At 65.4% G+C, this 13,548-nt stretch carries 6 protein-coding genes; 3 read left to right on the top strand and 3 right to left on the bottom strand.

Annotated features, from left to right (window positions below; all coding sequences use genetic code 11):
* The first annotated feature begins 132 nt into the window (after nt 1–132).
* Together F7R19_RS01035 and F7R19_RS01030 are read left to right on the top strand one after the other, a co-directional pair.
* A complete protein-coding gene (locus F7R19_RS01035) occupies nt 133–825 on the top strand; it encodes a FadR/GntR family transcriptional regulator (RefSeq protein ID WP_061955058.1) in 693 nt (230 codons plus the stop codon).
* Between the two features lie 30 nt (nt 826–855).
* Nucleotides 856–2,268 carry an FAD-binding oxidoreductase gene (locus F7R19_RS01030; protein WP_150979071.1) on the top strand — a complete coding sequence of 471 codons (1,413 nt, stop codon included), beginning with the start codon at nt 856–858 and terminating at the stop codon, nt 2,266–2,268.
* A gap of 178 nt (nt 2,269–2,446) precedes the next feature.
* Here the strand turns inward: F7R19_RS01030 and F7R19_RS01025 are convergent, their stop codons facing one another.
* Complete coding sequence (locus F7R19_RS01025) at nt 2,447–4,048, bottom strand: FAD-binding oxidoreductase (protein WP_170292543.1); 1,602 nt, start codon at nt 4,046–4,048, stop codon at nt 2,447–2,449.
* A 2-nt stretch (nt 4,049–4,050) separates the two neighbouring features.
* Nucleotides 4,051–12,534: a non-ribosomal peptide synthetase gene (locus F7R19_RS01020; RefSeq protein ID WP_223505954.1), complete on the bottom strand. Its 8,484-nt coding sequence runs from the start codon at nt 12,532–12,534 to the stop codon at nt 4,051–4,053.
* Here F7R19_RS01020 and F7R19_RS30095 point away from each other — a divergent pair.
* The gene (locus F7R19_RS30095) at nt 12,472–12,681 is read left to right on the top strand and encodes a hypothetical protein (RefSeq protein WP_223505967.1); all 210 of its coding nucleotides are present in this window, start codon (nt 12,472–12,474) and stop codon (nt 12,679–12,681) included. The genes F7R19_RS01020 and F7R19_RS30095 overlap by 63 nt on opposite strands.
* On the opposite strand, the gene F7R19_RS01015 is transcribed toward F7R19_RS30095, so the two are convergent.
* Nucleotides 12,669–13,424 carry a 4'-phosphopantetheinyl transferase family protein gene (locus tag F7R19_RS01015; protein ID WP_150979068.1) on the bottom strand — a complete coding sequence of 252 codons (756 nt, stop codon included), beginning with the start codon at nt 13,422–13,424 and terminating at the stop codon, nt 12,669–12,671. The genes F7R19_RS30095 and F7R19_RS01015 overlap by 13 nt on opposite strands.
* Between the last annotated feature and the right edge of the window lie 124 nt (nt 13,425–13,548).

Below are 13,548 nucleotides of genomic sequence, written 5' to 3'. Positions count from 1 at the left end.
TCCAAACGGGTCCCGAGTCTAGTGACGCCTCGCCGCCTCGCACTGACGCAATGCATATCGGGGTTAGCTCATCGCATAAGAAAGGGTTTACACCTAGTTTTCATATAACCAGAAAAGCGTAAGGTTGCGGCTATGCATACCCGGCCGATAACCCTGACCGAGCGCGTGATCCAGTTGCTGCGTGCGGAGATTGCCGATGGGACATTTCCCGTCGGCACACGCCTGCCCACGGGCAAGCAGTTGGCCGAGCGCTACGGCGTGAGCGCGGCCGTGATCCGCGAGGTGTCCGAGCATTTGCGCTCGCAAGGCATGATCGAAAGCCGGCAGGGGCTGGGCAGCACAGTGCGCTCGCGCGTCAGCGACAACGGATTTCGCCTGGCCAGCAGCGCCGACGCCGGCGATCTGGCCGCGATTTTCGAGTTGCGGATCGATCTGGAAAGCGCGGCAGCCGCCATGGCGGCGCGCCATCGCACCGAGCATGATGTGGCGAGCATGCGCGGCGTGCTCGACGCGCTGGCCGCGCAGCTCGACGATCCGGACCACGGCGTGGAGCCGGACATCCAGTTTCACGTCGCCATCGCCACCGCCACGCACAATCCCTATTACGTGCAGTTGCTGCAGTACATGAATCTGCAACTGCACCATGCCGTGCGCACCGCGCGGCTCAATTCGCGCCAGCAGCCGGGCCTGCCCGAGCAGGTCCACGGCGAACACGTGGCGATCTTCGACGCCATCCGCGCGCGCGATGCCGATCTGGCGCGCCGCTGCGCGACCGACCATCTGCGTAACGCCGCCGGCCGGCTTGGCCTGCCGATGCGCCCCTGAATTTCGTAATCGACCGATCGAGTTGCCATCATGTCCGACCCCCTCTTCGCCCAGCGCCTGACCGAATCTCTTGGCCCCGACGTGGTTTCGACCGCCGCCGACGCGGTGGCACCCTGGCTGTCCGACTGGCGCGGCCTGTACAAGGGCCAGGCGCAGGCGGTGATCCGTCCGCGCACCACCGCGCAGGTGGCGCAGGCACTGGCGCTATGCCAGCAGGCAGGCGTACCGGTGGTGCCGCGCGGCGGCAATACCGGACTGTGCGGCGGCGCGGCGCCCGACAGCAGCCAGGCCAACGTCGTGATCAGCCTGGACCGCATGGACAAGATCCGCTCGGTCGATACCATCGCCAACACGATGGTGGCCGAAGCCGGCTGCATCCTGGGCAACCTGCGCCGTACCGCCGCGGAACACGACCGACTGTTCCCGCTGTCGCTGGCCGCCGAGGATTCCTGCCAGATCGGCGGCAACCTGGCCACCAATGCCGGCGGCGTCAACGTCGTGCGCTACGGCATGACGCGCGAGCTGGTGCTCGGCGTGGAGGCCGTGCTGCCCAATGGCGAGATCTTTCACGGCCTGCGTACGCTGCGCAAGGACAACACTGGCTACGATCTCAAGCAACTGCTGATCGGCTCGGAAGGCACGCTTGGCATCATTACGGCGGCGGCGCTGCGTCTGCTGCCGCGCGCCGATACGCGCGCCGTGGTGCTGGCCGCCGTCGATTCGTCGGAACAGGCGCTGCAACTGTATTCGCTGCTGTTCGCGCGTTGCGGCGCGCGCTTGCAGGCCTACGAATTCTTTACCGGCGAATGCCTCGATCTGGTGCTCACGCATGCCGAAAATGTCCAGGCGCCGTTCTCCGAACGTCATCCCGCGTACGTATTGCTGGAAATCGCCGACACGGCATCCGAGGAAGTCCTGAATGCGCTGCTGGAAGCGGTGATTGGCGATGCGCTGGAACAGGGCTTGTGCCGCGACGCGGCGGTCTCCGCATCGCTGGCGCAATTGCAGGGTCTGTGGCGTCTGCGCGAGGAAATTTCGGAAGCGCAACGCGCCGACGGCCTGCACCTCAAGCACGACGTGTCGCTGCCGATCGAGCATATTCCGGCGTTCATGACGTCGATGCAGGCGCGCCTGCAAGCAAGGCACCCCGGCATCCGCCCGTTTATCTTCGGCCACTTTGGCGACGGCAACCTGCACTACAACCTGTCGCGCCCGCTTGGCGCCGATCCCAAATGGGCGCTCGGAGAGGGCAAGGCGGTCAGTGACGAGGTGATGGAAGAAGTGGCGCGCTACAACGGCAGCATCAGCGCCGAGCATGGCATCGGCCAGCTGAAGCGCGACGCATTCATGACGCTCAAGGATCCGCTCGAACTCCGGCTGATGCGCGCCATCAAGCAGGTCTTCGACCCCAGCGGCATCATGAATCCCGGCAAGCTGCTGTAAAGCGCGGCCACGACGGACGCCGAACGCGGCCTCCGCACTTCGCGCGCCACCGCGCCTCAGATACCACGCCGTTCGTCCGATGCGGCTGCAGCAATGGGGCCCCGGACCGGCGTCCGGCCCGATGCGGTGGCCCGACAAATATCCCGACGATGGTCCGGCGGTGGCCCGGCGACGGACCCTACCCAATGCCGTAATAGCCGGGCGACAGCACGCGCTGGGGGTCCAGCGCCGTCTTGAGCCGGGCCAGCACCTTGGCGTAGTCGTCCGCAGGCGCGGCGGCTTCGTCCATGCCTTGAATCCCCTTGCGATACGGTGGGCATCCGGCGGCAATCAGTTCCGCTTCCATCGCGGCCCGGCAAGCTTCGGCGCGCTGGGCCTGGTCCTCGTCGGCACGATCGAAAAAGATCGCGGCCGTACAGGTGATCGCGCGGTCCGAACTCATGTTGTAGCCGATATTCGGCGCGAAGCCGAACCTCCGATAGCTACGTACAAGGATCGCCTGCACGGCTTCCACCTCGCAGCCCTTGAACGGCAAAATCGGCGCGACCCAGGCCAGGCCCACGCCATCGCTTGAAGGATTCGGATTCGGCCCCGGCGGCACGTCCTTGTCCGCGTAGCACATGTTGAGCCCCATTGCGGAAGGAATGCCGCGATACGGACTGTTTTCGTAGTATTCGACCATGCTGCTCACATCGACGCGCGCGAACCTGCGCAGCGGCGCCGCCAGCTTTCCGAGCAGCCGGGCGCGAAAATCGTCGATAAAGACAAGCTGGCTCGTCACCGGCCCCAGCACCGCGCGAATCCGCTTGCGCCGGGCGCGGCCGATCGCCGCCGTGGGCGACAGGATAACGTCCTCGCCCACCCACTGCGCGCCGCGCAAACGCTGGCGCTCGAACTCCTCGATATCGCTGAACGTGCAGCGCCGGTCCGGCGCGCCGCCCTGCATCATCGCCTGCATGCGCGTGCTGCTGGTCAGGCTCGACGTGGTCGAGAGCGTGCCTTCGAGCCGAAGCAGGCGCAGTGCGTCGATCGCGCTGGCCAGGCTGGCGCGACGATCAATGGTGTAGAAGAACGCCTGGAAGTGCGGCATTGCGCGATCGAGCAGGAATGTCGCCTGCGTGACGACGCCCAGGTTCGATTGCGAAAACAAGCCATCGAGCGCCGGACCGAGCCCCCACTTCGCCACGCCAGCGGCCCTGGCATGTGGGAACCTGCCAAAGCCGGTGCGGATGATTTCACCGTCCGGCAGTACCACCTCAAGGTTGCAGGCGGATCCGAAACGGTCGCCGAGCCGGCCTTTGCCGATGCCCCGCTCCAGGGCATTGCCAATCAGGCTTGCATCGGGCGAACTGCCGATCACCGGCCCGATGAACGCGGCGTTGCGCGCTTTCAGGTAGTCGTGCACCTGCCGGAAAGTGACGCCAGGTTCGACGGTCATGCAGCCCAATGCATCGTCGTAATCGACAATGCGGTTCATGCGCTCGAATGACATCACCAGCGCCGCGCCACGCGGCGGCAGGTTGCAGCCATATCCCCAGTTCTTGCCCGTGCTTTTCGGATGCACGGCCACGCCGTGGCGCGCGGCGCATTGCAGCACCGCCCGCACCGTTGGCGCACTGGCGGGCCTGACCACCGCCAGGATCTCGCTCCGGGACGGAAACGTCGACGTCCGGTACGGCGCCAGCACCGCGTCATCGGTCAATACCTCGCATTCGCCCGCGAGGCCGGCCAGCTCTGCCAGGCATGCGGCCGCGGCCTGTTGTTGTGCGATCGATGCCATGGTCATTTTCCCGCTCCCAGATTCAGCAGCCTGGCGATGGCCGAAGCGAGTCCCTCGGCGTGTGGCGTCTCCAGGATCGAGAAGTGATCGCCGGTGACACAGGCCGACCTGCCGATTTGCGCGCCGGCGCTTTCCCACGCAGATGCAATGTCGGGCATCGCGCTTGCGGATGCCGCCACGAGGTGCACCGTCACCGACTCTGGCCGCCGTGCATCGGCACAAGCCGCCGGATCGTAGGCCATCGCGAGCTGCCCCAGCACGATATCGAAATGTCGAAGCAGCGGACCATCGATTGGATCGCCATCATTGAGGCGCTCCATCACTTCGGCCAGCAATCGCCGCCGGTTCGGATCGATCCGATGCACCAGCGGCTCCAGGTGGTCCCGCAGCAGCGAGGCGCCGCTCGCTACGCGGCCAGCGCGCAATTGCCGCGAGATCGCGCGCGCCGCATCGGCGCCAAGTACCTGCGTCCACGGCTTGCAATCGATCAGGATCACATCGACCCGTGCATCGGCTTGGGCATGCATCTGTGTATCGACGGTCGAAGCCGAAAGACGACGCGCCATTTCATAGGCAATCGTGCCGCCGAAGGAATGGCCGAGCAGCACGATCGGACCGCCGATCCCTGCGTTGCGCAGGTCCTGCAGATTGCGCTCGACGATCCGGTCCACATCCGCCGCGGCGTCCGTCGTATCGGCTGGCGCAGGATCCAGCGCCACCACCGAAGCCATCGGGCCCAGGGCCTCGGCCAGTGGCCCGAAGCTATCCGCCAGCGCGCCGACGCCGGGCACGCATACCAGCGTGGGAGCCGACGCACCGGATCCACCGAATCGCACCACGCGGCCTTGACTGTCCCGTGCATCATGGCCGTCGATGGCGGCCAGTACGTCCTCGAAGCGCGGATGCCGAAGAATCGTATCGACTCGCAACTCCACGCCGAACTCATCGACGATGGCGCCCGCCATCAGCATGGCTTTGAGCGAGTTGCCGCCCAAGCGCAGAAAGTCGGAGGTCATGTCGACTTGGTCGGTCTTGAGCAAGGTGCGCCAAATCGTTGCCAGTCGTCCGGCGCTGCCGGCGTCGGGCACGGCCCGGGCCTCGTCGGCCGGCGTCGACCGCGGTGCTTGCGTTTGCCGCTGACGCAACTGACTCATCAGGCCGCGCTCATCGACCTTGCCGTTTGACAGCCGTGGGATGTTCGGCACGAAGCAGATCCGAGATGGCCAGACGTACGAAGGCAATGTCGCTTCGATCCAGGCCAACAGCCTGCGCTCGATCGCGCGCAAATCCGTGTCCGTGACCATATCGGCGGACAAATCGGCGACCATATCGGCGGACAAGTCGGGCACCACGAATGCAATCAGCGTCTGATCGTCGGCCACCGACACGGCGCACCCGTCAACCAGTCCCGAAGCTTCGATCGCGGCGGACAGTTCGCGCGGCTCGACGCGATAACCGCGGATCTTCACCTGCGAGTCTTTCCGGCCCAGGTATTCCAATGTGCCGTCGGGCAGTACGCGGCCGATGTCGCCTGTGAAATATGCGCGGTCCGATGCCGAGCCGTCGTCGTGGGGCAACTGCCGGAACGCGCACGCTTGCCCGGCGCCTTCGCCCGACGCCAGATAACCCAGCGCCAGCCCGGGGCCGCTGACGGCGATCTCTCCATGACAGCCGGTTGGCACAGTTCGCCCACGCTCGTCGAGGATGCGCACGGTCATTCCCGCAACGGGCACGCCGATTGGCACACTGGGGCGCTCCGGATCGGACTGCTCAAGCACATGCATCGTGGCGCAAACGGCGGTCTCGGTGGGTCCATATGCGTTGATGCAGCGCGTACCGCGCGCAAGAAAGCGGCGCAACGGATCCGCGACGGCGGGCTCCCCGGCGGAAACCAGCGTTTTCAACGCGATCCCGTACCGGTCGATGGCGCCGATCATCGAAGGCAGCAGCGAGGCGATTGCGACACGCTGTTCGCGCACCAGCGCCGCCAGCAGCGCCGGATCGCGTTGCTGCGCGCGTGACGCGATCACAAGACGTCCGCCTGCCAGAAGCGCCGTGAAGATCTCTGACACGGCGCCGTCAAAGCAGGCCGCGAAGTTGTGCAGGCAACCGTCGCCCGCCGCCACCTGGAATGCGTCGATCTGCGCCAGAACGGTATTGAGAGCAGCCGCATGGGACACCACCACGCCCTTGGGCTCCCCGGTGGATCCCGACGTGTGGATCACGTAGGCTGCCGCAGTGCCGTCGATTGCAGGCGCGGATTCGGCCGCCGGATCGGGCGATTGGGGCACTGCTTCCGGTTGGGCAAGCGCGAGCGAGCGTGGGTCAACAGCCATGACATCGACATCCGCCGCCGTCGCTTGCAGCATCGCAAGCCAATCGGCATCGGTGAGCAGCAGCGCCGGGCGACTGCGCGCGATCACGCCTCGGACCCGGGCGGCCGGCGCATCGACATCGAGCGGTGCATACATAGCGCCAAGCCGCATCGTCGCCAGCATCGACGCCACCATCGCGTCGCCGCGGTCAAGATATAGCCCGACAATATCGCCGCGCCGTACCCCGCGAGCCGCCAGCATATCCGCCAGATGCTGGCCAAGCGCCTGCAACCCGGCGTAGGTGACGGTATGTTCGCCATCGACGATGGCAATCGCATCGGGACAGCGCTTGACGGCGGCATCGAAATGATCGTGCAGCGTCTGGCAACCGGCAAGCGGTCGAGGCGCGGCCGCGCCTCGCAGCAACGACAGGGCCGGGCTCAAGCGCAGATCGTCCACCGTCCGCACCGTGCCGCTGACAATCTGCGAGATCAACCCGCGGTATCGGCGCAGCAACTCGCCGGCCACCTGTGCATCGTAGTGATGGCAATCGAAATGCAGGCGCAGCTGGAGTCTGTCGCCCGGAATGGCCATGATCGACAGCGGATAGCCGGTGCTTTCCTCCGTGAGATCTTGCCGGATTTGGAAACGCTGTCCCTGCCCCGGCGCCTGGGCGCTGCCCGTTTCGTAGTTCTCGAAGACGAACAGCGTGTGGAACAGATCGCGATCGCCGTCGATGCGTGCGGCGGCCTTGATCTGCCCCGTACCGCACTGCTCGTGCGGCAGCTTTTCCTGCTCCGCCGCAGCCAGTCCGCGCAAGCCGTCTTCGATGCGCATCGCGCCCGCCATGGGCACGCGCACCGGTGCGGTGGCGACAAACATGCCGACCGCCTGCTGCGGATTCCCCAGACTGGCCAGTGCAATGCGCCCCGACCGCACCGCACCGAACACCACCTCGCCCGCGCGTTGATGCAAGGCGAGCAGTGCTGCCCACGCGTACTGCAGCACCACTGCGGCGGTCACACCCGTCGCCGCGCTGAAGCGATGCAGCGATGCCGTCACCTCCGCCGGCAGCCAGTCGTCTACGATCGAGAAGTCAGTCTTCGGTCGCACCGCGCCGCTGCACATTCTGGCCATCGGCAATGCGGTGGTCTCTTCCCAGCCAGCCAGATATGTGTTCCAGAACGAAGCGCTATCCTGGCGCGTTTCTGACGATGCGTGCGCGCGAACGAACCTGTTGAAGGGCACCGACTCCCGCATCTCGGCAGAGGGTTCGATGCCGGCCCGGCGCGCGTCGTACAGCGCGAACAGGTGGCGCAGCACGTTCATGCTCGACCATCCGTCCAGCGCGATATGGTGGCCGGTCAACGCCACGATGGCGCAATGGTCTGCGCGCACGATCGACAGTTGCGCGAGCGATGGCGACGCCAGGACAAAGCCCGCCTCGCGTCGTGCCTCGACGATGCGCCTTGCGATGGAATCGATCGATGCATCGGGCGTGACGTCGGCAGTGTGGATGTCCACGCGAGGCCGCGCCTCGCGCAGGAAGACCTGCAATGGAGCGCCTACCTTATCCGCAGCGATAAAACAGCTGCGCAGCGCCGCGAAGTGCGCGACGGTGTCCGACCAGCATGCGCTCAGACAATCGACATCGACGGACTCGTCAAGCTCCACCACCATCTGGCAGATGTAGGGCGGTCGCGCGCCGTTCTCCCGCGCGTACCGGTCTTCCAGCATGATGCCGAGCTGCATGCCGGTCAATGCGGTCACGTCCTCGATCTGGCTGGCATCGTGGCCGACCTGGGCAACATGGTCGATCACGCGCGACAGCGCGTCGGCGCGCAACGGCTCCACATGCGCGATTCGCGACAGCGTCTGGGCCAGATCGAATGCGTCGCCATCGTCGCTGTCGTCGCCCTCGTGCCGGGCGTTACTGGCAGGTGCGCTCCCGGCAATTGCCGCGATCGCCTGCACTGTGCGCAAGCGGAATATGTCAGGCACGCTGACTGCCAGGCCCTCGTCGCCAAGTACGCTGGACAAGCGCATGGCTTTGATCGAATCGCCGCCCAGGCGGAAGAAATCGCTTTCCAGCCCGACATCGGCAATGCCAATGATCGCGCCGAATGCTGCCGCAACCGCGCGTTCGCACGCCGTACGCGGTGGCGTCACCGGGCCAACGGTCGAAACGGCCCTGGGCAGCCGCGCGAGCGCGGCACGGTCGGTCTTGCCGCCCGGTGTCACCGGCATCGACTTCAGCACATTGAACGACTGCGGCACCATGTACGCAGGCAGCCGGTTGCGCACGAAATCTTCGACGAGATCGAGGGGGCCTTTCTGGTGCGCCGCATCTTCGCGGCCGTCACGTGCCAGGCGTTGCTCCAACGAGATCGCGCCACCGAGCAGAATATGGCCAAACGCGGGCGCGGCGCCGCCGCTGGCGGGCGAGCATTCGAACAAGCGCCGGATATGCTCGATAGGCCGGGTGCCGGTAAAGCCGGCCTGGCAGAATCCCAGTCCGTGCGTGTTCATCAGCAGCCGCTGCGCGAATCGCCCGATCTGCACGTGTCCGCGCCAGGTCGTGGCCGCCTCGTCGAAGATGGCGATCGAGAAAGCCGAGCGTTCGAAGGTGGACTGGTTGATGGCCGCAAAGCGCCGTGTCTGCGCAATTTCATCGGCAACGAACGCAAAGCCATCGTCGTCGAACCGGTACAGGCCCTTGCCGGGAAGCCCCATCACGGCGCCGTCCCGATGCACCTGAACCAGCAGGGTGGGATTTGGACGGCGCTCCGCCGCGTTGCACCGAATGCCAAGCGCGATCGTGCCGAAGCTGCATCCGGGCAACGGCACGCTTGCCGCTTGGTTGGCAATATCGCCGCAACAGATGCCGGCGGCCTCGCATGCGGACTCCAGCAGTCCAAACATGTAGCCGGCTTCCACGGTCAGCAGCGCCGTAGACAACTCCCCGTACACCGCCCCGACCTCTTCCGGATCGGCACGCAAATGCAGCGTGACGCAGGCGTGCGCCGGATCCATGGCGCACGCGGCGGCCGGCATGGGCGGCGCCATCCATCCCAGCGTCAGGTCGTCGCGATCGAGACAATAAAACCCGTCCGGCACACCCGCCAGATTGGCGATCTCGACATAGAGCCGCATCGCGTAGATCGCGCCGGCGGACGGATAAAGGTATTTCGGCAATAACCGCGCGGCGCTGCGGAAGCGACCGAAATGGGCCAGCACATGCGCCAGCGACGCGAGCGTCACCGCTGAATCGCCGCAAACGCCCGGCGTCGCCGCGAGCGCGTCGGCCAATGTCGCATGAAGATCGTCGACGGACGCCTCCCCGCCGTCGTAGAAGCGATAGGTCTTGCGCTGGAAGGCCAGTGCCATCACATCGTCAACGTGATCCGCCACCGGCAGGGCGATTTCCGTACCATCGGCACCGAGTTTGACCGGCCGGTCTGCCAGCTGGTGCAGCGCCTTGCCGGTGTGCGCGGCGTAAAGGTGCATCGAATCGGGCGGCAGATCCGCGCCGTCGATGCCGGCGATTTCGCTCTCATCCACGCACAGGAAGGCGTGCAGGCCGGTGTGCCCGGTCCGTTCGTCGTCGATCGTCATGACCGCGGCTTCGGTCACCCACGGATGCATCTGTACCGTGCTCTCGATGTCGGCCAGTTCGATGCGGAATCCGCGAATCTTGACCTGATCATCGCTGCGGCCCCGGTACTCGAACTCGCCGTCGGCATTGAGCAGCGCCAGATCGCCCGTGCGATAGGTGCGGACATCGGCAGATGTGAGCGGATGTCGCATCGTCACGAAGCGCTCGCGCGTCATCGGCGCATTGTTGACGTACTCGGTCGCCAGTCCCGCGCCGCCAAGCCTCAGTTCACCGACGAAGCCAGCCGGAAGCACCGCGCCGCAACTGTCGACCACGGCAGCCAGCGTGCCGTCGAGCGGACGGCCCACCGGCACGCTGCGCCCCAGAACCGGCCCGTCGATCACGTGGTTCAACGCGGCCACCGCCGCCTCGGTGGGGCCATAGCCGTTGATACAACGGACGCCGGCCTGTCGATACTGCTCAAGGACGACGGAGTTTGCCACTTCGCCGGCACTGATCAGCGTGCGCAGCGGCAGGTCGTGAAAACCGATGACGTTCAGATACGACGGGATGAACGTCGCGACCTTGACGTCGTGCCGCCGCATCAGCGCAACCAGCTCCGCCGGATCCATCAAGGTTTCCTGCGAGGTCAGCACCAGGTAGCCGCCGTTGAGCAACGTGCAGAAGATGTCCAGGATCGCGCCATCGAACGAAATCGACAGATTTTGCAGACAGCCGTAACCCACGCGGAAATCGTAGGTGCGACGCACGCCATGCACTGTATTGCCGATGGCGCGCTGGCTGACCGCCACGCCCTTTGGCCGCCCCGTGCTGCCAGACGTGTAAACCACATAGGCCAGTTGGTCGGGCCGCGCCGCGAGGTCGGGCAGCGGCGCTGCCAACGCTGGTGCGGACGCCTCCAGCTGGACGGCGATCTGCCGGCGCCCGCTGTCGTGGTATGGCGCGCCGCCTGCCGTGATGACCGCGACGGGATCGGCGTCGGCAAGCATCTGCTGCTTGCGCTCGGCCGGAAACTGCGGATCCACCGGTACGTACGCGGCCCCCGCGACCAGCGTGCCGAGGATCGCCACAATCAGTTCGGGCGAGCGGCTGACGCAGATCGCGACCAGTTGCCCGCTGCCGATGCCATGACCGCGTAGCTCGCCGGCAAATTGCAAGGCATGCGCGAGAAGATCGCGATAGGTGAGACGCTGCTCGCCGAAGACGACCGCGGGCGCATCGGGCATCGCGCTTGCCACATCGGCAAAGCGCTGTTGCAACGATCTGAACGGCGACTCGGCCGATGTCGCGTCAAGCAACGAGAACGGCAGCGCCAGCGGATACGGCAACGCATCCAGTGCGGTATCGACATCGCGGACCACGCACTCGGCAAAGGCCGTCATGCATTGCGCCATCGCGTGCATCTGTGCGCCAGAAAAGGCACCGTTATCGAACTGGAAACGACCTTCCAGCACGGGCGACGCCGGATCGTAGAAGTAGCCGAGGTCGTGTTGGCCCCGTCCGATGCCCGTCTGCAAGGGCGTGGCCGACACGCCGCTCAACCGCAATGGCACGGCATCGATCATGGTTTCGCCGATCATCAGGTTCAGGTCCGGGCCGGACTCGGTCGTCTGCCCGGACAAGGCGATGTCACGGATTTCGGTGAAGTCGAGAACCGGAAGCCTGGAAATGTCCTTGCGATACGCGCGTACCATGTCGAGCAAATGCCTGAACGATGTCCGCGAGTCGATATCGAGCGCCATCGGAAAGCGCGAGATGTAGAAACCGAGCAGGTCTGGCTGGCCACGCGGGCGTACGTTCACCGGGTAGCCAACTGTCACGCTGTCGCGCGAATGCAATCGCGCGACCATCGCCGCAAAGAGTCCGCTCATGAAGATGAACGGCGTGATGCGCAGCGTCCGGCACAACTGCCGAACGCCCGCTGCCAGTTCCGTTGGGAAGGCGAAGTCGAATTCCTCCATCTGGCCGCTGCGCCGGCGCACGCCCAGATCCGTTGAGAGTCCGCGTCCATGCAGATGCGAACGCCACAACTGGCGCGCGTCTTCGCGCGCCTCATGGGTCACGCGCGCACAGGCATCGAGATAGCGCTGCATGTCGCTGTCGCGCATGACTTCTACGGGCGCGCCGGCCAGCGCCCTGCCGTATCCCTGCTCGATCATTGCCATGCAGCTGCGCGCCGTGGCGGCATCCATGAAAATGTGGTGGTACACGATTGTCAGCACATAGGCGGACGCACCGTATCGCGCCAGCGCAATGACGCCTGCGGCGGCCGTGATATCGAGCGTCTGCCGGTTCTGCTGGTCGATCCACGCCAGCGCCGCGTCACGCGGGCACTGGCCGCCCGAGTCGCGCAGGTCCCGGTATGCAAACCGCAGCCTGCTGAAATCCATCGGCGGCAGCACATGCTGGATTGGCTCCGACGCATCCACGATGACCGACCGGCTTGCTTCCATGTTGGCGTACGCAAATTCCAGCGCGCGCCGAAAGCAATCGTGATCGAGATCTCCCTGCAATTCATAACTGAGGAAGTTATTGAATCGATCAGACTTGTCGATGAGATAGGAAAGCCAAAGTTCGTGCTGCTGTTGCGTGAGCGGAAACTGCCGGTGGGTCAACATGGTATTGATGCGGAATACTGTGAGGGTGAAAGGCCAGACGCGCCGATTGCGCGTGGCTGGCGACAGCGCGATCACGCGCCGTAACAAAAGGTCTTTTGCAGGATCGGCCCCGATGTCAGGACATCGAAACACTGACGATGTGCGGTCGACAGATTCAGGTCGGCAACAGCTTCGGCAACGGGCAACCAGCGCCGCGGGGGCAATCCCGCTAACTCGACCGGTCGGCCCGCCGACGACGGGCGCGCGATGGCAACGCCAAGGCAGATTCCATGGGGCACCTCCGGTGCAAAGAAATCCCAAAGCCGCCCAGCGTTTTCCGGAGGAAGCCGGCATTCCGGCATCAACCGATTGAGGCGGTCGAAGGCAATCGCCTTCGGCGGCACGGAAAGCCCTGTCCCGATCGCCTTCAGATACGCCTCCTTGAGCGTCCACAGCCCTAACATATGCCGCGTATTCAGGGCGCCCGACTGCTGCCGCGGAAGTTCCTGCACTTCGCTGGTGTGGAGTTGGCCCAGCAAGGCGGTCGCCATGCCGGCATCAACATCTGTCGATTCGACATCGACGCCGATACCTTCGACACTCGCCACCGCGATGGCGACAGCCCGTTGGCAGTGCGAGATGCTGAAGTGCAATCCCACGGTGCCCCGCACCGCATCGATACGCGGCCGACCGGTCGCTTCGATGGCAAAGCACCAGCCCAGCGGCGCAATCGACGGGTGGCAGTGCGTCAGGACGTGCCGCAACATCAGCCTGGAAAGCAGATACAGATTTGCCGGCTCGACCGCGACGAAGCTGCGCCACCGAGAGATTTCATCGCGCGACAGCACCGTGCCGACCGCCGCCGTGGAAGCGCCGCCGGGCGCACCGGCATCGGACGTACGCACGTACCAGACGCTCGCGAAATGACCTCCATACGGCGGCAACGGCGATCCGTCCTTCCCGAGACTTCGG

This window comes from Cupriavidus pauculus (genome assembly GCF_008801835.1).
GTDB lineage: Bacteria > Pseudomonadota > Gammaproteobacteria > Burkholderiales > Burkholderiaceae > Cupriavidus > Cupriavidus pauculus.
The sequence above is the reverse complement of the archived record's forward strand: the minus strand, read 5'-3'. Positions and strand labels throughout refer to the sequence as shown.

What these genes read in the sequence shown, in the direction of transcription:
- F7R19_RS01025 (WP_170292543.1), bottom strand. Translation starts at nt 4,048, where the DNA reads ATGGCATCGATCGCACAACAACAGGCCGCGGCCGCATGCCTGGCAGAG.
- F7R19_RS01030 (WP_150979071.1), top strand. Translation starts at nt 856, where the DNA reads ATGTCCGACCCCCTCTTCGCCCAGCGCCTGACCGAATCTCTTGGCCCC.
- F7R19_RS01035 (WP_061955058.1), top strand. Translation starts at nt 133, where the DNA reads ATGCATACCCGGCCGATAACCCTGACCGAGCGCGTGATCCAGTTGCTG.